23 protein-coding genes are annotated in these 26,873 nt (G+C 68.3%); 6 read left to right on the plus strand and 17 right to left on the minus strand.

The window, feature by feature from the left end:
• Positions 1-24: 24 nt before the first annotated feature.
• The 8 genes from IT779_RS09540 to IT779_RS09575 all read right to left on the minus strand — a co-directional run bounded on the left by IT779_RS09540 (position 25) and on the right by IT779_RS09575 (position 10,157).
• The gene (locus IT779_RS09540; RefSeq protein WP_196148860.1) at positions 25-630 is read right to left on the minus strand and encodes an SGNH/GDSL hydrolase family protein; all 606 of its coding nucleotides are present in this window, start codon (positions 628-630) and stop codon (positions 25-27) included.
• Entirely contained in the window at positions 627-1,916 is a 1,290-nt protein-coding gene (locus tag IT779_RS09545) for an NAD(P)/FAD-dependent oxidoreductase (RefSeq protein ID WP_196148861.1), read from the minus strand. The genes IT779_RS09540 and IT779_RS09545 overlap by 4 nt, the downstream gene beginning before the upstream one ends.
• 128 nt (positions 1,917-2,044) lie before the next feature.
• On the minus strand, positions 2,045-3,679 hold the full coding sequence (locus IT779_RS09550) for an AMP-dependent synthetase/ligase (protein WP_232541582.1): 1,635 nt from the start codon (positions 3,677-3,679) through the stop codon (positions 2,045-2,047).
• Positions 3,680-3,802: 123 nt separating this feature from the next.
• The gene (locus IT779_RS09555) at positions 3,803-4,735 is read right to left on the minus strand and encodes a LysR family transcriptional regulator (RefSeq protein ID WP_196148862.1); all 933 of its coding nucleotides are present in this window, start codon (positions 4,733-4,735) and stop codon (positions 3,803-3,805) included.
• A gap of 164 nt (positions 4,736-4,899) precedes the next feature.
• Complete coding sequence (locus IT779_RS09560; protein ID WP_196148863.1) at positions 4,900-6,159, minus strand: cytochrome P450; 1,260 nt, start codon at positions 6,157-6,159, stop codon at positions 4,900-4,902.
• A gap of 32 nt (positions 6,160-6,191) precedes the next feature.
• Complete coding sequence (locus IT779_RS09565; RefSeq protein ID WP_196148864.1) at positions 6,192-7,502, minus strand: NAD(P)/FAD-dependent oxidoreductase; 1,311 nt, start codon at positions 7,500-7,502, stop codon at positions 6,192-6,194.
• A 190-nt stretch (positions 7,503-7,692) separates the two neighbouring features.
• Positions 7,693-8,922 carry a cytochrome P450 gene (locus IT779_RS09570; protein ID WP_196148865.1) on the minus strand — a complete coding sequence of 410 codons (1,230 nt, stop codon included), beginning with the start codon at positions 8,920-8,922 and terminating at the stop codon, positions 7,693-7,695.
• Positions 8,919-10,157, minus strand: coding sequence for a cytochrome P450 (locus IT779_RS09575; RefSeq protein WP_332838731.1), 1,239 nt, complete (start codon positions 10,155-10,157; stop codon positions 8,919-8,921). The genes IT779_RS09570 and IT779_RS09575 overlap by 4 nt, the downstream gene beginning before the upstream one ends.
• A gap of 218 nt (positions 10,158-10,375) precedes the next feature.
• On the opposite strand from IT779_RS09575, the gene IT779_RS09580 reads away from it, so the two are divergent.
• The 6 genes from IT779_RS09580 (at position 10,376) to IT779_RS09605 (ending at position 15,448) form a co-directional block, all read left to right on the plus strand.
• Positions 10,376-12,055, plus strand: coding sequence for an AMP-binding protein (locus IT779_RS09580; RefSeq protein ID WP_196148867.1), 1,680 nt, complete (start codon positions 10,376-10,378; stop codon positions 12,053-12,055).
• Between the two features lie 76 nt (positions 12,056-12,131).
• Positions 12,132-12,920 (plus strand): ferritin-like domain-containing protein, encoded by a 789-nt coding sequence (locus tag IT779_RS09585; RefSeq protein WP_196148868.1) that lies wholly within the window; start codon positions 12,132-12,134, stop codon positions 12,918-12,920.
• Position 12,921: 1 nt separating this feature from the next.
• Entirely contained in the window at positions 12,922-13,449 is a 528-nt protein-coding gene (locus IT779_RS09590) for a PaaI family thioesterase (RefSeq protein WP_196148869.1), read from the plus strand.
• Positions 13,446-13,706: an acyl carrier protein gene (locus IT779_RS09595; RefSeq protein ID WP_196148870.1), complete on the plus strand. Its 261-nt coding sequence runs from the start codon at positions 13,446-13,448 to the stop codon at positions 13,704-13,706. Before IT779_RS09590 ends, IT779_RS09595 begins: the two co-directional genes overlap by 4 nt.
• A complete protein-coding gene (locus tag IT779_RS09600; RefSeq protein ID WP_196148871.1) occupies positions 13,703-14,557 on the plus strand; it encodes an SAM-dependent methyltransferase in 855 nt (284 codons plus the stop codon). Before IT779_RS09595 ends, IT779_RS09600 begins: the two co-directional genes overlap by 4 nt.
• Before the next feature lie 39 nt (positions 14,558-14,596).
• Positions 14,597-15,448: an acyl-ACP desaturase gene (locus IT779_RS09605; protein ID WP_196148872.1), complete on the plus strand. Its 852-nt coding sequence runs from the start codon at positions 14,597-14,599 to the stop codon at positions 15,446-15,448.
• A gap of 167 nt (positions 15,449-15,615) precedes the next feature.
• On the opposite strand, the gene IT779_RS09610 is transcribed toward IT779_RS09605, so the two are convergent.
• From IT779_RS09610 to IT779_RS09650, 9 genes are all read right to left on the minus strand, one after another.
• The gene (locus tag IT779_RS09610) at positions 15,616-16,128 is read right to left on the minus strand and encodes a PaaI family thioesterase (RefSeq protein WP_196148873.1); all 513 of its coding nucleotides are present in this window, start codon (positions 16,126-16,128) and stop codon (positions 15,616-15,618) included.
• A 174-nt stretch (positions 16,129-16,302) separates the two neighbouring features.
• Positions 16,303-16,947: a GTP-binding protein gene (locus IT779_RS09615; protein ID WP_196148874.1), complete on the minus strand. Its 645-nt coding sequence runs from the start codon at positions 16,945-16,947 to the stop codon at positions 16,303-16,305.
• Positions 16,922-17,272, minus strand: a complete 351-nt coding sequence (locus IT779_RS09620) for a DUF742 domain-containing protein (protein ID WP_196148875.1) — start codon at positions 17,270-17,272, stop codon at positions 16,922-16,924. The genes IT779_RS09615 and IT779_RS09620 overlap by 26 nt, the downstream gene beginning before the upstream one ends.
• Complete coding sequence (locus tag IT779_RS09625) at positions 17,269-17,700, minus strand: roadblock/LC7 domain-containing protein (protein WP_196148876.1); 432 nt, start codon at positions 17,698-17,700, stop codon at positions 17,269-17,271. Before IT779_RS09625 ends, IT779_RS09620 begins: the two co-directional genes overlap by 4 nt.
• Positions 17,697-19,130: an ATP-binding protein gene (locus IT779_RS09630; protein WP_196148877.1), complete on the minus strand. Its 1,434-nt coding sequence runs from the start codon at positions 19,128-19,130 to the stop codon at positions 17,697-17,699. The genes IT779_RS09625 and IT779_RS09630 overlap by 4 nt, the downstream gene beginning before the upstream one ends.
• A gap of 789 nt (positions 19,131-19,919) precedes the next feature.
• A complete protein-coding gene (locus IT779_RS09635) occupies positions 19,920-21,458 on the minus strand; it encodes a DHA2 family efflux MFS transporter permease subunit (protein WP_196148878.1) in 1,539 nt (512 codons plus the stop codon).
• The gene (locus IT779_RS09640; protein ID WP_232541583.1) at positions 21,439-23,517 is read right to left on the minus strand and encodes an MFS transporter; all 2,079 of its coding nucleotides are present in this window, start codon (positions 23,515-23,517) and stop codon (positions 21,439-21,441) included. The genes IT779_RS09635 and IT779_RS09640 overlap by 20 nt, the downstream gene beginning before the upstream one ends.
• 117 nt (positions 23,518-23,634) lie before the next feature.
• Positions 23,635-24,651 carry a crotonase/enoyl-CoA hydratase family protein gene (locus IT779_RS09645; RefSeq protein ID WP_196148879.1) on the minus strand — a complete coding sequence of 339 codons (1,017 nt, stop codon included), beginning with the start codon at positions 24,649-24,651 and terminating at the stop codon, positions 23,635-23,637.
• 415 nt (positions 24,652-25,066) lie between these two features.
• Entirely contained in the window at positions 25,067-26,686 is a 1,620-nt protein-coding gene (locus IT779_RS09650; protein ID WP_196148880.1) for an amidohydrolase, read from the minus strand.
• Positions 26,687-26,873 lie beyond the last annotated feature (187 nt).

Raw genomic sequence — 26,873 nt, forward strand, 5'->3', positions numbered from 1 at the left:
TTCCTCTCGAGTGGCGAGATGGGGTCAGGCGGCGACCGTGGTCGCCGTCACCGAGGCGATGAGGTCCGCCGCGCCCGCGGCGAATAGTCGGTGTCCGAGCGGGCTCGGGTGCAGCCCGTCCTCGGTCCAGACCTCGGCGCGCTCCCAGTCGGGGCGGGCCGCGATGTCGAGTAGTTCGGTCCCGGTGTCGGCGGTGACGCGGGACAGGGTTTCGTTGGCGTAGTCGAACCGGTCGCGCAGCAGGCCGCGGAAGTTGTCCGGAACCGGGAGCCGGGCCGGGATATCCGGATAGCTGGCGGTGAAAACCGTTGCGCCGGAATCGGTGAGGGTGCCGAAGATGGTGGTCAGGTTCTCGGCGAAGCGATCCGGGTCGAAGTCGCTGACCAGATCGTTGACGCCGACGACGACGCCGTAGACGTGCGCGCGCGCCGAGGCGGCGGCGGGCAGCTGATCACGCACCACCGCCGTGGTGGTTGCGCCGTGCACGCCGTAGTTGCGCACCGCGGCCGAGCGCAGGCCGAGTTGTCCGCCGAGGCGGGCGACCCAGCCGCGGTAGCCGCCGCCGGTGGCCGGGTCGCCCCGGCCCTCGACGAAGCTGTCGCCGAGGGCCGTCAGGCCGGGCGCGGTCACGCGGTCACCGTTTCGGTGCGCTGCTCGATGTCGCTTGGCCGCCGTTCCTCGGGGTTGACCACGTGGCGGTCGGCGACCGGGAAGTCGACTTCCTCGTAGAGGTCGGTGAGCTGCTGCTCGCCGAAGAACTTGTCCGGCGGGTACAGTCCGGCGATCAGGCCGAAGAACTTCGTGGTGTAGTGCTCGCTGCGGCTGGTGGCGCGGAACACCGAATCGTAGAACGGGGTGAAGGTCAGTTCGGAGATGCTGCGCGTCAGGTCGTAGGTGCTCAGGCTCTGGGCGTCGCGCTCACGCTCGTACTCGGCCAGCGCCTCGGCCATCGGACGCTCGCCCGACAGACCCTGGTGGGCGAGGTCGGCCAGCAGTTGACCGTACTTGAACGCGTCGGTGATGCCCCAGCCGGTGAACGGGTCCTTGTGGTAGCCCGCGTCGCCGACGAGCGCCCAGCCGTCGCCGTAGGAGCGACGACGGTAGTTGTGCGGGTAGAGCATCGGCCGGAACGGCTCGACGCGTTGCGCGGTGTCGCGGAAGCGGGCGCCGATCTCGGGGTCGATGGCGTCGATGATCTCCTGCATCTTCGCGTCGGGGTCGTCGCGGAAGTCGCGGAAGCGGCTGCGCTCGCGGATGATCGCGACCAGGTACTGGTCGTCGTTGGTCGGCCAGGCCGCGAACTGCTGGTCGCCGAAGCCGGTGCGGTGTTGCATGCCCCAGTCGACGCCGGTGTAGTAGGAGTAGTAGACGAAGCCCGCCGCCGGGTAGGCGTCGTACTCCTGCGCGCCGACCAGTTTGGCGACCGTCGAATTCGAACCGTCGGCGCCGACCACGAGCCGCGCCCGGAACTCGCGCTCCGCGCCCTCACCGACGCGCCCGCGGATGCCGACCACCTTGTCGCCGTCGAAGATCAGGTCGCTGACCGCGAAGCCTTCGATCAACTCGACGCCCGCGTCACCGGCGGCGTCGACCAGGATCTTGTCGAGCACGGTGCGGCGCGGGCAGTACACCGCGTCGATGCCGTCGGCCGACGGGTCGGCCATGCCGCGGATCTCGATGTCGGCGTAGGTGAAGTTCAGGTGGCGGATGGGCGGGCAGCCGGTGGCGACGACCGTGTCGAGCAGACCCCAGGAGTTCAGCAGACTCAGACCCGCCTGGTGGATGAAATGGGTGGACGGCGTGTCGCTCGGGAAGCTCGCCCGATCGACGGCGAGCACCCGGTAGCCGCGCCGCGCGAGCAGCATGGCCAGCGGCGCGCCCGCAACGCGAGTTCCGACAACAATGACGTCGTACATGTGGCATCACTTTCGGTAGTCGAATTACTTGTCGAGTCTGTCGCCGCCGGTCGGCATCAACCAGTCGCGGCGGCGCTAATTCATCGGACGATCGGTCTCGGCTATCAAGCGCAGGATTTCCCCGCAATTCACTCGCGGGCAACGTAGAGCTGATCGATATCTTCCGAATAAGCGCCTGCGATCGCGGCCCTGCGCAACTTCCGCGATCCGGTGACGAGTCCGTTGTCCACGGTGAAATCGCCGTCGACTATCCGAAATGCCCGAATCGATTCCGCGCGCGATACCAATGAATTCGCCTCGTCGACGGCGGGTTGGAGGGCGGCCGCGAGATCACCGTCGGGATTGCTCTCGCGCCAGCGTCGCACCTGCGGCGGGTCGAGGGTGACCAGCGCGGTCACGAACGGGCGGGCGTCGCCGATCACGATGCAGTTGCTGACCAGCGGATGCAGGCGGATCCGGTCCTCGAGCGGGGTCGGCGCGACGTTCTTGCCGCCCGAGGTCACCAGGATCTCCTTCTTGCGCCCGGTGATGATCAAGTAGCCGTCCTCGTCGATCTCGCCGAGATCGCCGGTGTGCAGCCAACCTTCGTCGTCGACCACCTTCTGGTCCGCGGCCGCGCCCCAGTATCCGGGGCTGACGTGCGGCCCCCCGACGAGCACCTCGCCGTCCTCGGCGATGGCGACCGAGGTGCCGGGAATGGGCCTGCCGGTGGTGGCGAGCCGGTTGGTCGCCGGCGCGTTGACGGTGACCGCGGTGGCCGCCTCGGTGAGGCCGTAGCAGTTCAGGATCGCGACGCCGAAGCCCGCGTAGAAGCCCGCCGTCGAATCGTCGAGCGACGCGCCGCCGCAGATGACGTGCGCGAGCCGCCCGCCGAGCGCGGCGGCGACCGGGTTGTCGGTGAGTTGCGGCGCGACGCGGGCGCCGAGCAGGTCGAGGCCGCGCGCGACGGCTTCCCGTTCGGCGGATTCGTCGATCACCGTGCGGCAGAACTTGCGGATCTTCTCCAGCCCGTACGGGATCATCGCCAGGAAGGTCGGGCGCAGCCGCGGCAGCGCGGGGACCAGGTCGGGGATGCCGGGCAGCAGGTGCGTGCGCGCGCCGCCGGCCAGGCAGGCGAACAGGATCGTCTGCCCGAACACGTGCGCCAGCGGCAGTGCGAGCACCGTTGTCCCGTCGAAGGTGTCACCGGTCTGGCGCACGGTGTTGGCCGAGGACACGTACATGTTGCGGTGGGTGATCATGCAGCCCTTGGCAACTCCGGTGGTGCCGCTGGTGTACACGATCATGGCCAGGTCGTCGGCGCGGACCGCGTCGATGCGGTCCGCGAGATCGGCCGCTTCCGGCGTGCCGGTCCAGGTCGCGATCTCGCCGAAGGTCCAGACCCCCGTCGCGCCCGCCGCTTCAAGTCGCTCGACGTCGTCGGCGAGCTCGGCGGCGAAGTGGGCGCTGCCGCTGTCGGTGAGTATGTGCTTGATCTGCACCGCCGACGAGGTCGGGTAGATCGGTACGAGCACGGCGCCGACGGCGAGCACCGCGCAGTCGAGCAGTGCCCACTCCAGCGTGGTCCGCCCGAGTACCGCAACCCGGTCGCCCGCCGCTACGCCGCGAGACAGCAGCGCCGAGGCCAGCGCCCGCACGGACGCGTCGACCTCGGCACAGGTGAGCGGGGAAACTTCGTTTCCCGCGGCGCAGAGGGAATTCCGTTCCGGATGCCGCGCGGCCGCCTCGGATATCACCGAGTACAAACCGGTGTCGTCCGCCAAATTCGCACCGTTATCGGTGGTCGAGACAGTTTTCACGATTACCAATTGTTCTCGGCGACCGCGGATAACGGCCCGGCTATGGTTCCTTGGCAACCACGCGAATGGCGATTTCTATCGAAGTGGTCACGCGCTTGCCACTCGCGCAATATTGAGCCGAGGGGGTTCGGCCGATTCTATGCACGCCAGAAACAATGACACCGCCGGATTCGTCTCCACCGCGGTCCACACCGCGTAGAGATCCAGCGTCGGCACCGGGTCGAACAGTTTCACCGCGACCGTGCTGCTGTCGGGGGCGCCCATGCCCATCGACACCGCGCGCGGCAGCGAGGCGAATCCGACCAGCGGCCGCACCGACACCATGTGCGCGGTCGCCCCCGGATCGTCGGCGGTCTGCACCACCTGCAGCGAGATGCGCTTGTCGGCCGCGGCCTGGAAGATCGTGTCGTACATGGCCGGACACTGCTCGCGTGCGAACAGCACGCACTCCTGGGCGTCCAGTTCCGAGAACGGCACGCCGGGCCGGTCCGCCCAGCGGTGTCTGCGCCCGACCACCGCGACCAACGGAACCCGGTGCAGCAGACGGCGATAGCGGTATTCGGTGGTGCCGGGATGCCCGTAGACCAGCGCGATGTCCAGTGAGCCGTCGGACAGTCCGGCCAGCTGCGGCCCGGTGCGCTTCTCCCACAGCGACACCACGATGTCGGGGTGCCTGCGAGTCATCCGTTCCAGCGCGTCTGGCAGCACATGTCTGCTGGCCGGAAGGTTGTACCCGATGTTCAGCGCGCCCGCCCGGCCCGCGGCGGTCGCCTTGGCCAACTTCGCGGCACGATCCATCTGGGCCACGATCAGACGCGCTTGACTCTCGAACTCGTACCCCGCCGGAGTGAGCTTGACCTCATGCGAATTGCGTGAAACCAGCTGTACCCCGAGCGATTTCTCCAACTTCTGCAACTGTGTGCTGAGGCTGGGCTGCGTAAGATGCAAGCGCTGCGCTGCGCGGCCGAAGTGCAGCTCTTCGGCGATCGCTATGAACGAGACCAGATGTCGGAACTCCATGCCGACTCCTTCCGGGTACCCGCCACGCTAGCTTCGCCAAGTAACCGAGCATGAACCGAGCCCGCACAACACCTGCCCACTGCGTTGCGGCTCGGTGAACCGCGACCGACGGGTAGGTGCACTGTGGTACGGACTCGGTTCGACCGCCCCGCAAGGCGTGCGCATCAGGCCTTGAACGCGGCAGGCAGCGCTTCCAGGCCGCGAATGACGACATTGGGCTTGAACGGCGGCTCCTCGGAGCGCAGTTCGAGGGTGCGCACCTTGCGCAGCAGCACGTCGAGCAATACTTCCATCTCGAGCAATGCCAGCGGTGCGCCGAGGCAGTAGTGGATGCCGAGGCTGAAGCCGAGATGCTTGTTGGGCGGCTTCATGCGGTCGGCGTAGCGGGAGACGTCGGTGCGGTCGGGATCGGTGAACGCCGCGTCGTCGCGGTTGGCCGAGTTGATCAGGATCACCACGCCCTCGCCCGGTTCGAAATCGTGGCCTGCCACGGTGATCGGCCGGGTCGCGGCGCGCGTGGTGATCTGCACCGACGGCTCAAGCCGCAGCAGTTCGTCGGGGGCGTATTCGGTCAGGCCGGGACGCGCGCGCATGGCCTCGATCTGATCCGGATTGCGCAGCAGCCGCAGCATTCCGGTGCCGATCAGATTCGCGGTGGTCTCGTGGCCAGCGACGAAGGTGGTGATGCAGGTGGCAAGTAGTTCCTGTTCGGTGAGCACGTCGCCGCGGTCCTCGACCTGCGACAGCGCGCTGAGCAGGTCGTCGGCCGGCCGCACCCGACGCTCGTTCAGCAATTCGCGGAAGTAGGCCATGAAACCGCGCGAGGCCGTGCTGCGTGCCCGCAGCGACTCCTCGGGCAGGGTGTAGTCGTGGTCGAAGCCGCGCGCCAGATCCTGCGACCACTGGTGCACCTGGCCGTATGCCTCCTCCGGCACGCCGATCAGCTCGCAGGCGATGATGAGCGGCAGCGGGTAGGCGATCATCTCGACGAGGTCGAATTCCCCGGCCTCTAGCGCGTTGTCGACCAGTTGTTCGGTGAGCTGTTCGATGCGCGGACGCAGCCTGGTCACCATGCGCGGGGTGAACCCCTTGGTGACGAGGTTGCGCAGCCGGGTGTGGTCCGGCGGCTCCATCCACAGGAACGAGGTCGGCAGTTCCTCGGGCGCGTCCTCCGGGGAGACGGTGGGATGCATCATCCCGGCCTCCTCGGCGTGGCTCCACGCGGTGGTCGACAGCACCGCCGAGCAGTCCTCGTAGCGGGTCAGCACCTTGTGGCCGAGCGGGGTCTCGTGTACGCGGCCCGCTTCGCGCAGCACGCGCGCCGGGGTGTAGGGGTCGGCCCGGCCGTCCGGACCGAACAATTTCGCGATGGCGTCCTGGATCGCGGTACCGGAGTCCGCGACGACCGGTGTTTCGGCGGTCATACCTGGTGTTGCCTCCTGTTCGACTTGCGGGGTCATCGGTTTCGTCTGCCGGGCAGCAGGATTCGGCTCGCGATCGCCGGGCGCAGCAGCGCGGCGGGCGGTTCGACGAGGTTGGCGACGCGCAGGAAGGTCCTGGCGATGCGCGGATCGGTGTGCGCGGCGCGATGGGCCGCGCCGACATAGGCATTGGTCAGCCTGACGCGGGCCGTGCGGTGGCCGACCACGCCGGGATAGCGCAGATCCGACCCGGTCGACATCTGCCACGCGACATCGACCACGCGCGCGGCCGCGGCGTAGAACCGCGCGGGCAGATCGACCGTTCCGACGGCCAGGCAGTCGCGCAGCACGCGCACCTGCTGCGCCGCCACCGCCATGCCCTGCGCGTAGAGCGGGTTGAAACTGCACACCGCGTCACCGACGGCGAGGAAACCCTCCGGCGCGTGCGAACGCTCGAAACGGCGGCGCACGGCGTGCCGGAACCGGTGCGGCACACCGTCGTCCAGAGGTTCGGCCGAGGTGACGATCCGGTGGATGTCAGGTGCGGCGATCGTGGCGGCGAAGTCTGCGAAACCCGCCGGGTCGACGGGAGGATGGTCGCCGAGCATCCCCGCCAGCGTGACATGCCATCGGTCGTCCTCCACCCGGATCGCGCCGCCGCCACGACCGTTCGGGCCGGTGGAGATGATCACCGAGGACTGTCCGTCCAGATCCTCCGGCGTGCGCCGGTAGAACCGCGACGCATAGCCGAGATCGACGTCGACGCGTTCCTCGCGGGGTGTCGCCGCGCCCAGCGCGCGCAGCCAATCCGGCGACCGCGACGCCTTGCCGGTGGCGTCCACCACCAGATCCGCCGCGACGGCCTGTTCGACTTCCTCGCGGGCGATCACCACACCAGTGATCCGCCGCGCGTCACCGATCAGCGCGCGCGCCGCGGCGGCCGTGCGCAGTTCCACACCGGGGGCGGCCAGGGTGCGACGGCGCAGCACCGATTCCAGCAGCGGGCGGGTCGCCATCAGCGAGGTGAGTCCGGTCTCGGTGGGTGTGACCCGCAGACCGCTCAGATACCAGCGGGTCCCGATCAGCGCCTCGGCGGTGGGCGCGCCGAGTGCCGCCGCCTCCTCGGTGAATCCGGGGTGCAGTTCCTCGATGATGGTGCGGCCGCGATCGAGCAGGCCGTGCAGATGCCTGGCCTGCGGCACGCCCCGGCGCGGTCCGTCCGCGTCGAAGGTGTCGCGCTCGATCACCGTCACCCGCTCGAAGTACTCGGAAAGCACACGGGCGCTGAGCATTCCGGCGATGCCCGCGCCGAGCACAATCGCGTGCCCGGTCCCGCCCGCGCTCATGAACGCACCGCCACGACACTCGTGACCACAGCGCGACCGGCACCCGTGGCCGCCACGTCGCGGGCACTCATCGCCGCTGCGCCACCGGCACTCGTAACCTCCGCGCCACCAGCGCTCGCAGCCGCAGCACTACCAGCGCTCCCGACCGCAGCACCCTCGCCGCCGCCCGTAGCCGCGGTCTCGCCCGCGCTCATGAGCGCAGTGCCACCGGAAGTGCGGTGATGCCGCGATGGATGAGGCTCGGCTGGTATTCGATGTCCTCGTGCGCCAAGCGCAGCTCGGAGGTGCGGGCGAGCAGGGCGCGGATCGCCGAGTCGGCCTCGATCCTGGCCAGCGGCGCGCCGACGCAGTAGTGGACGCCGAGGCTGAAGCCGAGATGTTTACGCGCGGGACGGTTTCCGGCGTAGCGGGTGACATCGAAGGAGTCGGCGTCGGTGAAGACCCGGTCGTCGCGGCTACCCGAGGCGGTCAGCACCACGACGCCGTCGCCCCGGCGAAATTCGCGCTCACCCACCACCGTGTCGGCCAGCGCGACGCGGATGGTGAACTGCGTCGGCGCGTCGTAGCGCAGCATCTCGTCCAGCGCGGGCGCGATCAGGTCCGGGTTCTCACGCAGCAGGGCGAGCTGATCCGGATTGCGCAACAGCGCGAGCATGCCGTTGCCGATCAGGTTGATCGAGGTCTCCATGCCCGCGACCAGGGTCAGCAGCGTGATTCCGATGACCTCGGGTTCGGTGAGCCCGCCCGGCTCGCGCGCCGCGGCAAGCAGATCACCGAGCAGGTCCTGCGTCGGGTTCTCCTTCTTGATCCCGATCAGCCGCGCGAAGTAGCCCATGCATTCCATGGCCGCGCCGGTGCGCGCGGTGGTGGCCGCCTCGTCGAGCAGCCAGTCCGGGTCGCTGCCGCGCGCGATGGCCAACTGCCAGCGCCGGAAGTGCGCGCCGTCGGCGGGATCGGCGCCGAGCAGCCGCACCGGAACCATCGCCACCGCAAGCGGAACCGCCAGATCGTTCAGGATGTCGAGTTCGCCGCGTTCGAGGGCGTGGTCGACCAGGTCGCGCACCACCGCTTGCGCGGTCGGCGCCAGCGAGCTCATCACCTTCGGCGTGAACGCCTTCGCCACGTACTTGCGGTAGCGGCCGTGCTCGGGCGGGTCCATGCGCACGAACGAACCGGGAATGGCGGCGGTGGTGTCGCGGAACGGGCTGATGCCCGCCGCATAGCCGTGGCCCCAGTCCGAACCGGTGAGCACCTGCGCGCATTCCTCGTAGCGGGTCACCAGAGTGACCGGCACGTCGCCGAATTCGTAGGGGAACAGCGCCGCCGCGTCGCGCACCCTGCGGTAGGCCGGATACGGATCGGCGCGGTAGGCCGGGTCGAAGGCGTCGAAACTCACGCCGGTCGGTACTGCTGTGCTCATCGGGGCTCCAATCGGACACGAAGTTGCGACATGCCGCGCACGACCACGTTCGGCCGGTACGGCGGTTCCTCGAGCAGGGTCATCGACCGCACGCGGCCCGCGATGGCGCGCAGCGCGGCCGACATCTCCAACCGCGCCAGCGGAGCGCCGAGGCAGTAGTGCAGGCCGAGCCCGAACGACAGGTGGCGTTCGGCGCGGCTGCCGCGCGCGTAGCGGGCGATGTCGAAGCGGTCCGCGTCGGGGAAGGCGAGCGGATCGCGATTGGCCGAGGCGAGCAGCACGATGACCGCCTCGCCCTCGGCGAAGGTCCGCCCTGAGACGGTGATGTCCGCGTGGGCGGTGCGGGTGGTCAGATGTACGGGCGCGTCGTAGCGCAGCACCTCGTCCACGGCGGGTTCGCTCAGTTCGGGGAAGGCGCCGAGCCGCGCGAACTCCTCGGGATTGCGGATCAGGGCGAGTACGCCGTTGCCGATCAGGTTGACCGTGGTCTCGTGCCCGGCCACCACCAGGATCAGCAGGGTGCCGAGCAGTTCGGTGCGGGTCAGGCGCGCGCCCGCGTCCTCGGCCTGCACCAGCGCGGTGATCAGGTCGGGGCGCGGCGCCTTGCGGCGCTGGTCGACCAGATCGCCGAAGAACTCGAGGAAGTCGTTGACGGCGGTGGTGCGTGCCGCCAGCTCCTCCGGCGACAGCAGCACGTCGGGGTCGAGTCCGCGGGCGATGCCGGTGGACATGCTCCTGACGTGTTCGTGCGCCTCGGCGGGCACACCGAGCAGATCGCAGATCATGCTGAGCGGCAACGGATACGCCAGCGCGTCGAGCAGGTCGACCTCGCCCTGGGCGAGCGCCTTGTCGAGCAACTCCCCCACGAGGCGTTCGGCGTAGTCGCGCATGCCCGACACGGTGCGCGCGGTGAACGCCTTGCTCACCAGCCCGCGCAGACGGGTGTGCTCCGGCGGCTCCATCCACAGGAACGACCCCGGTAGTTCGACATCGCTGTCACCGTGCAGCAGATCCGGTTCCTCGGCGTGACTCCACCGGGGATCCTGCATGATCGCCTGCGCCTCGCTGTGCCGGGTCACCAGGTGCGTGTCGTGCGGGCCGGGCACGAAGGGACCTGCGACGCGCAGCGTCTCGTAGCTGCCGTACGGGTTGTGCCGCATATGCGGCGCGACGCTCTCCAGAACCGCGATTTGCACGGGCGACGGCGCCGCGGCCACGGAATGGTCGGAAATCACGGCAACTCCTCGAACAGAGAATGGACGGAATTCACCCGCCCCGAGCCCCAATCGTGCCATCTACCAGCGGAGGTGCCGTGACAATAAACCTCTTCGATCGCGCCATAGCCGATGACTTCGATCACCCGGAACAATGGCGTGATCGCGGATATATATCGCACCGGTCAATTCACGATCCGTTCAAAAGACCGTCACAATTCACTGTTGTCGTGGAAATCATGAATTCTGCGGATTCGGCCGAAACACTGCACGGCCTGCTGGCACGGGTCGCCGCGGACCATCCCCTTGTGCACGCGCGGTTCTGGTCGGTGTCGGAGTCGCTGAGCTATCGCGAACTCGACCGGGCGGCCCGCGCGATGGCCTCGGAGCTGGTCCGGCGCGGCGTCCGCCGCGGCGAGCCGATCGGCATCCTCTGCCCCAACGCACCGGAATTCCTCGTCAGCCTCTTCGCGATCAGCGCCGCCGGTGGCGCGGCGACCCCGCTGCCACTGCCCGCGGGCGCCAGACAAGCGGGCTCGTACCCGGCGAAACTGGCCGCCATCACCGAGGCCGCCGCCATGCGGACCGTGCTCGTCTCGCACCGCTACGCCGACCTGACCGCCCTGCTCATCGACACCGTCGACGCCGAAATGCTGGACACCGGAACCTTTTCCACCGAGGTCGAGGCCACCGGCGAAGCGCTGCCCGAACTCGGCGCCGACGACGCGGCCATCGTGCAGTTCACCTCGGGCAGCACCGCGACGCCCAAAGGCGTTCGCCTGACCCATCGCAACGTGCTGCACGGACTGTCCGCCATCCGCACCGGCATCGACCTCGGCCTCGCCGACCAGGGCGGGTTCTGGCTGCCCCTGTTCCACGACATGGGCCTGTTCGGCACGCTGTCGGCGATCCTGCGCGGCATCCCCGCCCACGTCTGGTCACCGGTCGCGTTCGTGAAGGATCCGGCGCGCTGGCTCTCGGAGTTCGCGGCCAGCGGCTCCACCATCACCGCCATGCCGAACTTCGGCTACGAGTCGCTGCTCGCCGCCGTCGAGCCCGACTCGGTCACCGACTACGACCTGCGTCGCTGGCGTATCGCGTTCAACGGCGCCGAACCGATCTCCCACGAGGTGGTCGCCGCGTTCCTGGAGCGCTTCGCCCCCGCCGGATTCGCGCCCGCCACGATGTTCGGCGTCTACGGCATGGCCGAGGCGACCCTCGCGGTCGCCTTCCCGCCGCTGGGTCGCGAACCGGTCTTCGAATGGGTCGACCGGGCCGCGCTCTCCGATGACAGCGAAGCGAAAATCGTTGCTTCGCAAGATCCGTCGGCGCGTCCGGTGGCCTGCGTCGGCGCCGCGGTCACCGGGCTCACGCTGCGCGTGGTCGGGCCGGAATCCGGCGCCGAACTGCCCGACGGCGCGGTCGGGGAGATCCAGATCCGCGGCGCATCGGTGACCGGCGGTTACCTCACCGCCGACCCCGCCGCCGTCGACGGCCTGATCACCGCGGACGGCTGGCTCAACACCGGCGACCTCGGCTATCTGCGCGCGGGCGAACTGTACGTCACCGGACGCCGCAAGGACATGATCACCGTGCGCGGCGCCAACTACTACGCCCAGGACGTCGAGGCCGCGGTCCGCGACGTGGACGGCATCTACAAGGGCCGCTGCACCGCCGCCGCCGATCCCGGCGGCGCCGACGTGATCGCGGTGATCGCCGAATCCGAGCGGACCGGGGCCGACGCGCGACACCTGGCCCGCCGCATCCGCGACCGGGTCGCCGCCGACCTCGGACTCGCGGCCGTCGACGTGCACATCGTGGCCCCGCGCAGCATCCCGCGCACCAGCAGCGGCAAGCTCCAGCGCCTTGCCGCCCGCGACCTGCTCACCGACCGCACCCCGCTCGCCACCCCCCGATAGCGCCGCACCACGGCGGCTCGCCGCACCACGACATTCGCAGCACCCCGACATTCGCAGCACCAGATTGGGAGCCACGATGCACAGTTACGACGTGTTCCGCCACTACGAGCGGCTGCACTGGAGCCTGGAGGACCTCGATCTCGACTCGATCGACCGCAGTCTGGTCCAGCCCGAGTACGTGACCCTGGCCAAGAGCGCGACCATGGGCGAATCCAATGTGATCGCCGCCGTGCACGGATTCATGAACGAATTCGTCGACGACTACGACTTCTCCACCTTCGCGGTGGTATGGGGATACCAGGAAGTGCAGCACCACTACGCGTTTCGCGCCTGGCTCGGCGCGGTGGGCGAGGCGGTGGACGAGAAGGCCGTCGACTCCATGCGCGAGCCCTACGCGCCGGGCACGACGCCGTCGGCGACGCTGGCCACCAACATCATCTCCGAGCTCACCGTCAACCACATCTACCGCGCGGTGTCGGCCTGGGTTCAGGAGCCGGTGCTGAAGACGTTGCTGCTCAACGCGAGTCGCGACGAGGCCGGGCACGCGCGGGAATTCATCCACTACGCGGGCGAGCGGCTGAAGCAGCGCCCCGAGGAATTGCCCTCGGTACTCGAGACGCTCTACGTCTACAGCTCCGAAGCCAAGATCAAGCATCCGGTGAGCACCTTCAAGGCCGGTATCGCCGAACTCGGCGACCACGAGACCATCGACACCGGATTCGACCTGTTCCTGGAGAAGGTGGCCGCCGACGGCGAACTCGAAGTGCTGCACGACAAGGTGCGCAAGACCTTCGGGAACATGACCGGGCTCGACCTGTCCAGCAACGCCAGGGTCCGCCGCGCGCTCGCCGACGTCCTGGTCTGAGATGGAGACCGAAACGATCGCCGTGCCATGGTCGGTCATCCCCGACTACCGCTGCTTCGGTTGCTCACCGCACAATCCGGGCGGGCTGCGGTTGCGTTTCACCGCCCACCCGCGCGGCCTGCAGGCCCGCTTCCGACTCGGCCGCGGCTTCGAATCGTATCCGGGGGTGGTGCACGGCGGACTGACCGGCGTGATCTGCGACGAGGTGATGGGCAACCTGATCGTCATCGCCCGCCGCCGCCCCGCTTTCACCGTCTCCCAGCGCACCCGGTTCGTCACACCGCTGCTCGTCGACCACGAATACGTGTGCGTCGCAGAGCTTTCCGCCAACGACTCGGGCGCGCTGATCCAGGCGAGCGCCGAAATCTCCGACGCCGACGGCGCTTTGTGCGCGGGATCCTCGGCCACCTACCAGCCCTTCGACTTCCGCGACGTGCGCCACCAGATCACGCTCGACGACGACGAGGTCGCCCTGCTCTCCCGTGCCCTGCTCGATCCCGAACCCACCCCGAACGGAGTCACCTCATGACCGCCACCTCCCGCGACGAGATCCTGCGGACCATCACCGCCATCGCCGTCGCCGAAACCGGAATCGCCGAGACCGAACTGCGCCCCGACGTCGACCTGCGCGGCCTCGCGGGCGTCGACTCGGTGCGGGTGCTGCGCATGGTCGCCAAGATCGAGCGCGCCTACGACATCGAACTCGAGGACGAGCAGGTGTTCGACATGGCCAGCCTCGACGATGTCGTCGCCGTGGTCGACCAGGCACTGCGGGCCGCGGCGTGACCGGCGCGGGCGGTGCGGCGACCGCGGTCGCCGACACCAACCAGCACTACGACCTCGATCCCGAGATCTTCGGCCAGTTCCTCGATCCGCTGCGCAAATACAGCTCGGCGCTGTACAAGTCCGAGGCCGACACCCTCGAGCAGGCCCAGCGCAACAAGCTGCGTTTCGTCGCCGACCGCCTCGGCCTCACCGGCGGCGAGCGGCTGCTCGACATCGGCTGCGGATGGGGTTCGCTGATCCTCTATATGGCGAGCGAACTGGGTTGCCACACACTGGGAGTCAGCCCGGCACCGCGGCAGCACGAGTACATCGCCGAGCAGGCGCGGGCGCGCGGCGTGGCCGAGCTGGTCCGCACCGAGGTCGGGCATTTCGAGCGAATGGAGTTGCCCGCGCGCGGATTCGACGCGGTCACCATGCTCGGGTCGATCATCCACATGCCCGATCTCGACGAGGTGTTCCGGCGGGCGCGCGCCGTACTGCGCCGCGGCGGCACGCTCTACGTCTCGGAGAGCTGCTTCCGCAACGCCGCGACCCACGAACGCTTCGCCGACCGCGCGGGCACCGATTTCGTGCGCGACGACATCTTCGGCTGGGGCGATCTGCGCCCGCTGTCGGATCTGGTCACCGCCGCCGAGGGCGCGGGCTTCTCGCTCGTCTCCCTCGACGACCTCACCGCCGACTACCACCGCACCATCGAGGACTGGATCGCGAACGTGGAAGCCAATGCCGCCGCGATCGACGCGCACGGCGCCGGGATGGCCGCCCAGCTGCGGCACTACCTGGAGATCGCCAACGCGGGCTGGGGCTACACCACCAAGCACTACGCGCTGGTCTGCCGCAATTCCCGCTAGCGAGCCGCGATTCCCGAACAGCACCGGAGGACAACCACCATGGGCATCACCGACACCGCCTGCGCACTCCTGCCCGTCGACGAGGTGGTCGGGGCGGTGGACGGATTCCTGGCCGCCTCCCCCGCCGCGCGGGCGTGGGATGTGGAGACCGCCTTCGAGTGGGGCCGCGCCGACGCGGGCCTGCTCACCGAAGGGCAGCGCTCGGCGGTACAGTTCATCACCCTCATCGAAGATCACCTGCCCGGCTATTTCGATGTCTACCACCGCTATTTCCCGGTGGACGACACCGTCGACCCCTCGACCTTCGTGCACAACCGCGAGCTGTACCACTTCACCGTGCGGTGGGCGCTCGAGGAGGACACCCACGCCCGCGCGCTGGCGCGCTACCAGGAGGCCGCGGGCATGGCCGAACGTGGCGCGCTGCGCACCGAATTGGCGGTGGAGGGGCAGCGTCCGTTCGACCTGCCCTACGACCATCCGGTGCAGTTCTTCGCCTACGCACTGGTGCAGGAGAAGGCCACCCAGATGTACTACCAGCATCTGCGCGACGTCTCGGGCGATCCGGTGCTCGGCGCGGTGCTCTCGCACCTGGCGCGCGACGAGGCCCGCCACTTCAGTTTCATGGCCGATGTCGTCGGCCGCTACCTGCGAACCCACGGCGACGCGGTGGTCGACCCCATCCGCGACGTCGTCGCCCACTTCCGCATGCCGCTGGCCGACACCATGCGCGGCTACTGGCGCTGGGCGCTGAAGATCGCCGACGTCGCCGACTACGACCACACCGAAGCCTACGAACACCTGGTGAAGGTCATCGACCGCGCCGTCGACACCCGCACCGACCGCGTCGACGAACTGGTCCGCTTCATCGACCAGTGCCGAAAAGTGGCCTGACCACAGCGCGCACGAGGGTCCGCGCCGATCAGGTGTCGGTGCGGACCGTTCGCGTTGACCGAACTCTGTGCGCTTCTCGCGAATTCACCAGACCACCGCGATGTCCGGCGCCGTCCGGACCTCGGCGCGGCGTGGTCCGCGCCCGGCGGCGGACCACGCCGGGCGGTTCAGGAGCCGGGGCGCATGACCATGATGGTGGTCGACCCGTGCGCGATGAGTTTGCCTGTGGCGTCGGTGATCCGGCCTTCGGCGGTGGCGGTGCGGCGGCCCAGGTGCACGACGGTGGCCGCGCAGGTGAGCCTGCTGCCGTCGAGGGTCACCGGGCGAATGAAGTTCAGCTTCAATTCCAGTGTGGTGTAGGCGATTCCGTCACCGAGGCGGGTGAAGACCGCGCTGCCCATCGCGGTGTCCATCAGGGTCGCGAGCACGCCGCCGTGCACGGTGAACATGGCGTTGATGGTGGCCGGATTCGGGTCGAGGTAGTAGCGGGTGTGCCCGTCGCCCGCGCTCTCCAGGCGGATGCCGAGCGAGGCGCCGACACCGAGGTTCTCGCGGAGTCCGCGCTCGAACACCTCGGTCAGCTCCGCCACCCGCTTCGCCACGGCGCCGGTGAGTTCCGCGCCGACACCACCACTCCCGGTATGGATTTCGGCGACGCCGTTGGTCTTGGTGCTGGTCATGAAGTCTGCCTCCCTGCTGATCACTGCCGAGTTCGCCGCGCAACCGCACCGGCACCTCAACGCTGACCCATGACCCGCACTCCACGCCGCACCCGCAGGGCATTCGATTGGCGCGATCGACGTTCGCAATCGACACCGCACCCGGTCGACACGGCACGACCGCGGCGCCGACTCCTACTGACGCGCCTCCACCCGGCGGAACAGGTACTCGACGAGGGTGATCAACGATTGCAGACAGGTGCCGCGGTGGCGGGCGTCCAAGGACGTCAGCGGGGTGTCGGGGGTGAGGTCGAGCGCGTCCCTGATCTCGTCGAGCGGGAAGGACTGCGCGCCGTCGAACTGGTTGACGCCCACCGAGTACGGCACGCCGCGCTCCTCGAGCACCGAGAGCACCTCGTCGGCCTTGTCGATGCGCCTGGTGTCGACCAGCACCAGCGCGCCGAGCGCGCCGCGGGCCAGTTCCTCCCACAGCGGCACGAACCGCTGCTGGCCCGGCGTGCCGAAAAGGTACAGCGCCAGTTGCGGATTCAGGGTGATCCGCCCGAAGTCCATGGCGACGGTGGTGTGGGATTTGCCGGGCAGTCCGACCATGTCGTCGATGCCGATGCTGGCCTCGGTGATCGTCTCCTCGGTGCGCAGCGGCTTGATCTCGGACACGCTGCTGACGAAGGTCGTCTTACCCACACCGAAGTTACCGGCGACCAGCAACTTCACCGAACGGGTAACCGTCTCCGGCACGTACTCGACGGCCCTGCGCGGTGACGCTTCGATACCGCCTCCAGGCTCGACCCGCTCAGGCTGGGAGAGCACGGAGCCCATTGAGTACCTCCTCCAACAAGGTGATCTCCGGCAGGTTCTCGGCCGGGGTCGGGGTGATGAGATGCTCGCTGTCCAGCAGATCCGCGACCAGGATCATCACCACCGAAGGCGGCAGATCGAGGTAGGCGGAGATCTCGGCGACCGACAGCGCGCCGCGCCTGCTGCACAGGCTCATCACCCGCGCCACGTCCGGCGCGGCGCCCGGCGCCGGATCGGCGTTGGCGACGACGAGCGTGACCAAATCCAGTTCGCGCGAGGCGCGCGAACGACCGCCGGTGCGCACGTAGGCGCGCACCAGGTCGGGATCGCGGCGTGGCCTGCTCATCGCCGGTCGCTATCGGCTCTCTTGTGCGACATACTGCCTAGTTCGTGACCGACGCGCGCGGCCAGCTCGTTCATCCGGTGCGCGATGAGGCTGACGTCGATCTCGGCGGTGGTCGACACCCCGAGCAGCGCGCCCTCGCCCGCCGCGGTGATGAAGATCATCCCGTCGTCGTATTCGGTCATGTTCTGGCGTAGTCCGGTCTCGAGCCCACCGCAGAACTCACCGAGCGCCTTGCCGAGCGAACGCAGTCCCGAGGCGGCCGCGGAGAATCGTTCGGCGTCGTCGCGCGTGATCCCGGAGGAGTGCGCGATCCGTAATCCGTCGTCGGACAGCAGCACCGCGAACCGGACGCCGGGAACGTTCAGATCCTCGATTAGCCACCCCAACTTGTTACTGCTGTCGGTCACGGCCGTGTTCGGTGTGCTCATGACGATGTTGTCGTCCCTTCCGTGGGTTCGGCGGTGGTGTTCAAGACATCCGGCGAACTGTCCGCGGCGGCGGCGCGGCCGCTCTTGGAGCCGTTCTGCCATGCGGCGGCGATGTCGGGGCGCGCGGGCGCCGAATTCGTGGACGCCTCGGAGCGCACGGTGCGCGGGCGCGCCGAGGAGGCGGGCGCGATCACCCGCCTGCGACGCTTGGGCAGTCCACCGCTGGTGATGTCGTGCACGGCGAATTCGCTCTCCTCACTGGCCGGTTGGGGCGCGGCGGGAACGAGGGCGGGCTCGGGTACCGCGACCTCCACGGGTGCTGCGGCGGGTTCGGCGACGGGTGCGGGGGCGGCAAGCAGTGCCTCGGGGATGTAGACCATGGCGCGCATGCCGCCGTAGGCGTTCGGCCCGTCGATGTAGACGGTGAAGCCGTAGCGGCGCGCCAGCGCGGCGATACCGGGGAATCCGACCTTCGGGGCGGGCCCGAGCTGGTGGATGTCGGTGGAACGCTCGTTGGCCAGGATCTGCCTGGCCTCCTCCATCTGCTCGGCGTTCATCCGCACGCCCGCGTCGTCGACGATGACCGTGACGCCGTGATGACCGCTCTGGAAGCTGACGTCGACGAAGGAGGTCGGCGGCGAATAGCGCAGCGCGTTGTCGAGCAGGGTGGCCAGCGTGTGCACCAGCGGTTCCACCGCGCGGCTGATGACGACCCGGTCGAGCTGGGTCGGCCGCACCCGCAGGTAGTCACGCACGCGGCCGGTGGCGCCGCCGACCACGTCGGTCAGCGTCTGCGCGGGCCAGCGGCGTCCCGGCAGGCCGCCGCAGACGATCACGTAGGACTGGGCCTGGCGGATCATCTGCTGCACGGTGTGGTCGATGCGGGTCAGCGTCGCGTACACCTCGTGGTCGCGATGTTCGCGCAGCGCCGCGCTCACCACCTGGCTCACGTCGGCGCCGAGGCTGACCACCGAGGTGCCGAAGGAACGCACCGCGCCACTGGTCGCCTCGCGGGCGCCGCTGCTGACCTCGGCCCGCACCGAGTTCTCGGTGTGCTCGACGACCAGCCGCGCCTGCGCCTCGGCGTCGCGTGCGGTCATCTCGCGGGTCTCGACCTGGATCAGCCGAAGATCGTCGTTGTATCTCTCCCCGATCCAGCGCAGCGCCTGACCGAATCGCGAATCACGAACCGGCGCGGGCATTTCCGCTGCGGGCGGAGCCGCTTCGAAACGCCGCACCGCATCCGCGAGCGCGGGTAGGGTGGTGACGGCGAACGCCTCGAGTGCATCCTCGTAGGCGCGCTGCCGCGCGGTGAGCTCATCGATATGCGCGCGCTGCCGCTTGCCGACGGCCACCGAATATCCCACCGCGGCAAGGACGAGTACGGAAGCGACGATCCACGGCAGTATTACGGTGATATCCACATTCATCAGTTCTCTCGTTGTCACCAGCTTCGATCTGCTCTGAGAACGGAGTGTCTATGGTCCGCGTCGAAACCCATAGCCTGCTGCCACCGAACTTCGTCTCACCTTCCGAACACGTTTCGAGCATTTTCCGACCTGCGCACACCGCCTCGGTCGACTCACCTCGCGATAGCCAGGGTGCCGGAACCGCGATGGGCGGCAACCGGCGGCGCAAGTGTCGTCGACTGCTTCCGGGGAGCGCACAGAGCCTGTGGGACAGGCGATCATACTTTCGATCACCGATCCGGACGGAACTCGTCCGCACCGCCTGGAACCCGACGACCCGGCTACCCTAGCAGTAAGTCCGGGAATTATTCGATGCAACTGACGGTTCGCAGCGAACTCGTGCATCGCGAATCTCGCACGCCGGTACCGGCACCCGCGTCACGGCGCTCGGCCGTCGCGAAAATCGGCCGTCGCGCACCGCTTTCGGTGCGCGACGGCCGTGCGCTAAAGGCGCGGGGGGCCCCCCGTGGGGGGGGGGCCCCGGCCGATTCATGGAAACCCGTGGTCAGCTCCGCGAACCCGCCTCGATCTCGAGGGCGGGGATGATCTTGTCCCGCACCGCGACACTGCCGCCGTCGGGCGGCGGCATATCGGTGTCGACGCCGAAGTCGCAGCGGCTCACCACGGTCCGCGCTTCGAATCCGGCAACCGGCCCGTTGCCCGTCCCCCCGGATTCACGTCGAGGAATTTCGACTTTCCGCGAGATCGGGCGCGTGACATTGTGGAAGGTGAATTCGTTTCTTCCGATGCTCAGTGCGCGAGCGCCGCCGGAGCGTCGACGGCGAGCTCGGGATTCTTCGGTTTGCCGCGCGGCAGGAAGAAGGCGGGCACGAAGGTCAGCGCGATCAGCACCACCGCGACGATATAGGTGTTGCCGAAGGCCGAAGCCGCCTGCTCGAGACCGGTTTCGATGCTGCCGGGCGGCAGCTTGTCGGCCACCGTCGGGTCGACGTTGGACGCGATCGCCGGACCGGCCAGCGGCTCGTTCTTCAGCAGGTTGGTCAGTACCACCGACATGGTCGCGGTGCCGATCGACCCGGCGGTCTGGTTGACGATGTTCATCAGCGTGGTACCGCGCGCGACCTGCGCGTGCGTCAGTGTCTGGATGGCCGCGGTCATCGTCGGCATCATCGTGCATCCCATGCCGAAGCCCTGCACGAGCAGGCACGCCATCAGGATCGGGTACGGCGTGTCGGCGCCGAGCTGGGTGAAGCCGACCATGCCGAGGGTGAGCAGGCCGACACCGGTCATCACGATCCGGCCCGGCCCGATCTTGTCGACCAGCCTGCCCGCGATCGGCATCGTGATCATGGCGCCGAGGCCCTGCGGCGCGATCAGCAACCCGGCGGCGAGCGCGCTCTCGCCGCGCACCTGCTGGAGGTAGCTCGGCAGCAGCAGTCCGGCGCCGAAGAACGCGACGGCGAACAGGACGAGGGTGAGCACCGAGAAGGTCAGCGCCCGGTCGCGGAACAGGTGCAGGTCGATCAGCGGGTGTTCGGTGCGCAACGCGTGCAGGACGAACAGCGCGACAAGCACCAGCCCGATCGCGGCCGGGATCAGCACCCGGCCCGACAGCGCGGTGCCCTGCTCGGGAATCGAGGAGACGCCGAACAGGAACAGCGCCAATCCGGGCGAGGCGAGCAGCATGCCGACGAAGTCGAAGGACTGCGAGGGTTCCGGCCGGTCCGAGGGCAGTACCAGCACGGCGAACACCAGCGCGAGCACGCCGATGGGCAGGTTGATCAGGAAGATCCAGTGCCAGCTGAACGAATCGATGAGCCAGCCGCCCAGGATCGGGCCCGCGATCGGGCCGAGCAGCATCGGCACGCCGAGCACCGCCATGACCCGCCCGACGCGCTGCGGACCGGCCGCGTGCGTCATGATCGTCATGCCGAGCGGCATCAGCATGCCGCCGCCGAGCCCCTGCAACACGCGGAAGGCGATGAGCGCCTCGATGCTCCACGCGGTGCTGCACAGTAGCGAGCCGAGGACGAAGAAGGTCAACGCCATGATGTAGAGGCGTTTGGTGCCGAACCGGTCGGCCGCCCATCCGGTGAGCGGGATGACGGTCGCGAGCGCGAGGGTGTAACCGGTCATCGACCACGCCGCGATGGCGTAGCTGGTGTCGAATTCGACCTGGAAGGTCGGGATGGCGACGGTCACCACGGTGATGTCGAGAATCGACATGATCGCGCCGAGTACCACCACGCCCGCGATCCTGAAGACCCGCGCGTCCAGCTTGTCGGTCGTCGGGTCGCCGCCCGACGAATTATCCGGAGGAAGTGTCACCGCTTAAGAGTGGCACTTTCCGAGCAAAAGAACCAGCGCCTGGTCCGAGCCGTGGGGGGGGGGGGGGGCGCGCAGGGCACCCCCCACCCCGAGCAGGTGAAATAGACAACCCCCCCAGTTCCCGGTCGACGACGTCATCGTGCTGTTTCGCCGCGGCGGCGGCCTTGCGCGGACTCCAGTGCCCGGACATGACGAACACGAACGGCAGGAACGCGATCTGGGCGATCAGGCAGATCCACCACCAGCGCTCCCACTGCTTCGGCGAATCCTCGCGCGCTTGCTGCACCTGCGCGCCGTGGTCGGCGAGATAGGCCGCGTCGGCGGCGGGGATGCCGCCGACGGCTTGCAGGCGCGCCGAGGCGTCGGCGAGTTTCGGCCCGACCGTCGCGGCCACGGTGAGATCCTCGCGCGGTACCTGCTGGGTCGCGGTGAGTCGCTCGATGGCCTGAGCGACCGGAATGCCGAGGGCCTTCGACACCTGTCCGACCGCGGCGAGACCGGCGGTCGCGTCGGCCGGATTCGCCGCCAGCGCGGCCTGGGTCTGCGGTTCTATGGCCTGGAGGGTCTGCAATTCCTGCGGATATCTCGCGTTCAGCGCGATGGTCGCCTGAATCTGCTCGGGGGTGGCGCCGGTCAACGCGGTCAACGCGCGCAGTTGCGCGGCCTGGTCGGCCGGGTTGTCCCGCAACGCGGTGAGGGTGTCCGCGCCGACGGTCTGGATGGTGGCGATCTCGGCGCCGTGCTCCTGCTGGATCTCGCCGAGGCGCGGACCGTAGTTCACCAGCGGACCCGCCGCGTTCACCACGATCAGCAGTCCGAACAGCACCAGGGTCACCACGGCGCGCAGCATGCCGCCCCACACCGCGAGCCCGACCGCGGTCGCCGCGGGATTGCGGGCTTCGACGGTCTCGGTGAAGCTCGCCATCCAGGTCGAGTAGGCGATGCCGGTGCCGATGGCGATCACCACGAACACACCGGCGAAGGTGTAGTAGCCGGTATCGGGTTCGTCGGTGAAGCCGATGAACACGAACAGGCCGACGATGCTGATCAGCGCGCCGACGATCATGAACGGTTTGCGCACCTTCAGATAGTCCGAGGCGATGCCCGCCAGCACCAGCGCCGCCGCGTTGACTCCCCAGTACCAATTGCCGAGCGCGTTGGCCTTGGCCGGGCTGAAACCGAAGTTGGTCGCCATGTACACCGGCAGGAACGACACGATCGTGTAGAAGAACGCCAGGAACAGGCTGATGCCGAGCGCCGATCCGACGACGTCGAGGTGCAGCATCTGCTTCCACTGGTCGCGCTCGAGCGCCTTCACGTCGAGGCCGCGCGCCCGCGCCTCCACGAGCGCCCGGTCGCGCAGCGAGACCATGATCTGGTCGCGCAACCGCGGACTCAGCTCGCGCAGGCCGAGCACTGCGACCACGGCGATGACCATGCAGATGATGCCGCACAGTCGGTAGTGGAACTGCCAATCCTGATGTGTATCAAGGGTTCTGGTGGATATGGCGGTGGTCACCAGTGCGCCGATGACCGGCCCGAGGGTCCAGAATCCCATCGCCGAGGCCCGCCCGAGCTGCGGGGAGAAGTCGCGGATGAGCGCGGGCGTCGCGACCAGCACCGCACCCTCGACCACGCTGATCAGGATGTAGACCGCGAGGTAGACCTCCTTGGTGGTGGCCGCCGGTACCGCGAACAAGGTCAACAGGGAGCAGATCACCACGCCGTAGGCGACGATATTGGCCCTGCCCCAGCGGTCGAGGATGCCCGCCAGCACCGAGGCGGCCGATCCGAAGGCCGCGCCGATGATGAAGATCCACACGAAATAGGCGAAGGACAGATCGAAGTAGTCGATCAGTTCGTTGCCGACCGCACCGGTGACGAACAGCTGGTAGTACAGCGCGATCGAGGCGATCACCACCACCGCCAGGTACCACGAGCGGGCGGGGGTATCCGGATAGTGCGGGAGTTTGCGGCGCCACAGGCCGGTGAGCAGGGTCGGCGCGGGTTCGGAGAGCGACGTCGATGTCATGGTCGAGATGCCTTTCTGCCACGGCATCGCGTGATCGCATCCACCGCGATTCGGGCGCGACGCGCCGGGGGTGGGAACAGGTTACAGATTCGACGTGATCTGCATCACCGTTTCCGGCGGCGCGTGTCCTGTCGTGCGCGGCGCTCACGTCGAGGTCGGGCGCTGCCGCTTGTGGTCGCCGAAAGGTTCGTCGCGTTCGCGGACGGCCTCGCGGAAACCGACCGTGGCGGCGCGCATCTGGAAGGCGTAGCCCTCCGGGCTGTGGCGGGCGACGCCGTCGAAGACCGTGCTGATCATGCCGGAATTCAGTACGCCCTGACCGAAGAGGGCCGAGTTGAGGGCGAGTTTGGCCATCATGAGTTGGTTGACCGGCATCCTCGCGATTCTGGCGAGGAGGGCTTCGGTGCGGGCGTCGAGTTCTTCGGGTGGGCAGGATTCGACGGCCAGGCCCCACTCCTCGGCCTGCTTGCCGGTCAGGCAGTCGCCGGTGAAGAGGAGGCGTTTGGCTCGCTGGTCGCCGAGGCGGTGGGCCCACATGCCCGAGGCCGGGATTCCCCAGACCCTGGTGGGCGGATAGCCGATCTTGGTGTCGTCGGCGCAGATTATCTGGTCGGCGAACAGGGCGATGTCGGTGCCGCCCGCCACGGCGAAGCCGTGCAGTTTGGCCACGGTCGGTTTGTTCGCGTGCAAGAGGCTGGCGAAGCCTCGGTTGAAACGGCTCATCATGGCGTAGTCGAGCATGGGGTCCCAGGTGGTGGCCGGGTCGTGGTTGCGGGCCTGGGCTATCGGGTCTATCGCGGTGCCGGTGGTCTCGTCTCGGCGGTCGGGGGGTGATTGGGGGTTCTCGGCGAAGATGGTCAGGTCGTAGCCGCCGCAGAAGCCTTTGCCTCGGCCGGAGACGACTATTACGTGGACTCGGGGGTCCAGGTCGGCTCGTTCTACGGCGTGGGCCAGGTCGTTCGGGGTGTCCATGGTTATGGAGTTGCCGTGGGCCGGGCGGTTGAAGGTTATTCGGGCGATTCTGTCGTCTACCTCGTAGGTGAGGGTGGGGTAGGTGTGGGTGGAGGGTGGGGTGGGGCGGTTGGTCCAGGGGGAAGGGGTTGTGTGGGACCAGTTTTCGTACCATTGGGCGGGGCCTGGGGTGGGTGGGGTGTCTGTCATGGGTTGTCTTTCGGTTTGTGGCTTTTGGGCGCGGCTCTTCGCAATGGTTTTACCCACTGTGTTTATTGGCGTCGCCTTCGGCGCCGCGGGTTCGCGGCCCTGGGAGTCTCGCGTCCCAGCGTTCGATACTTGCTCCTGCGTCGCATCGTCTCGAACGCTGGGACGCGAGACGGCCGCGAACCGTCGCTCGTCGGGCTCGCTCCCGGCGGGGCTGGGTCGGGTGGGGATGTTGCGGATTGGAGTAAACCGAAGGGGACGGGGGTGGGAATGCTGCGGATTGGAGTGAACCGAAGGGATGGGGGTGGGTGCGGATGCTGCGGATTGGAGTGAACCGAGAGGACGGGGGTGGGTGGGGAATGCTGCGGGTTTGGGTTGGCCAGGGGTGGGTGGGTGCGGTTGTTGTGGGGTGGCGGTGTCAGGTGGTGAAGGTTGGGGTGCCGGACAGGAAGGTTGTGTTGATGCCGATTTGGGGGAGGTCTTCCGGTGGGGTGGCGCGTGGGTCTTGTTCCAGGACAACCAGGTCGGCGTATTTGCCGGGGGTGATGGAGCCGGTGATGTCGTCGGCGAACAACTGGTAGGCGGCGTCTATGGTTTGGGCGCGGAGGGCTTGGGTGAGGGTGATGCGTTCCTCGGGGGCGAGTACTCGGCCTGTGCGTGATTTGCGGGTTATCGCGGCGGAGATGTTGCGTAGCGGCTCTTCCTCGGTTACCGGGGCGTCGTTGTGGAACGAGATTCGCATGTTCGCGTCCAGTGCGGATTTCGTGCGGACCCAGTGGGCGCCGTGGTCGGGGCCGAAGAGGTCGTCTACCAGGACGTCGCCCCAGTAGTACAGGTGGTCTATGAACAGGCTGCAGGTGACGCCCAGTTCGGATGCGCGACGGAACTGTTCCGGGGTCATGGCGCCGCAATGTTCCAGGCGTAGGCGGTGGTCGGGGCGCGGATACGTGGTCAGGATCTGTTCGTAGGCGTCGAGGATGGTGTCGACGCCGCGGTCGCCGTGTACGTGGCAGGCCATCTGCCAGCCGTGCGGGAAGTAGGCCAGGACTATCGAATGTAGTTGTTCTGCCGTGTAATTGGCGTGGCCTCGGTGGTTGTGACCAAGGCCGAGAGCGGCGGTCGCCGCGGTGTCGAGATAGGGGAAGGAGGTGTCTATGTTGCCTATCCAAGGGGAGCCGTCCACCCACAGTTTGATGCCGATCTGGCGGAACATGTCGTCGCCGTTGTTTATGGGGCAATATGTCACGCCGTCGGGGGTGGACATCTCGTAGACGCGCATTCGGACCTTCGCGCGGCCCTGCTGGTACAGGGATGCGGTGATGGGGCGCATTCGGTCCGAGAAGGCCATGTCGCTGCACAGGGTCACCCCGCGGGAGGCGAGGTCGGCGTGCTGGCGGGCCAGCAGGTCGGGGCCTTCGAGTTCAGCGGCCAGGATCGGAGCCACCACCGCCAGCACGGCTGGCGCTTCATAAACGCGACCGGTCAGTATTCCGTGGGTGTCGCGTTCGAAAGTGCCGCCCATCGGATCGGGGGTGTTGCCGTTCAAGCCCGCGGCGGCGAGCGCGGCCGAATTCGCCCAGGCGAGGTGTCCGGAATTCTGCCAGACGATGATCGCTCGACCTCGGCCCAGTTCGTCCAGGCTAGCGCGGGTGGGCTCCGGAAAGCCTTTCTGCAACAACAGGTCCAGGCCGTAGAAGATGATCGGGGCGCCTTCGGGTGCGGCGTCGAGGGCGGTGCGGATCGTCTCGTATACGCGCTGCGCGGTGGGACAGGTCGTGACGGGGCGGATGTCGACGACGGCGTCGGAGTAGAGGGTCTGCTCCTGGGTGGGGTGGGTGTGTGCCTCGACGAATCCCGGCATCAGGCAACGGCCTTCGAGGTCGATGATCTCGGTGCGCGGGCCGCGCAGGTCGAGTACCTCCCGGCCGCCCACCGCGGTGATGCGGCCGCCGGTCACCGCGACGGCCCCCGGGGCGGGGTGGTCGGGGTCGACGGTGATGACGGGGCCGCCGGTGAAGATCATGTCGGCCGTGCTCATTCGCCAACCGTTCATTCGAAACCTCCGTCGTGCCACGGGAGCGAATGATCGCCCACTACGCCTCGAATCGGATGCCGTGCGATAACTGCCGCCTTCGACAATCGAGGACCATAACAGCACCGCGAGCGCCTTCGGCCGCACCGGCATCCACCGCGCGCCGTCGCGTCCGAGCCGAGATCTGTGCCGC

The sequence above is a fragment of the Nocardia bovistercoris genome (genome assembly GCF_015674855.1).
Taxonomy (GTDB): domain Bacteria; phylum Actinomycetota; class Actinomycetes; order Mycobacteriales; family Mycobacteriaceae; genus Nocardia; species Nocardia bovistercoris.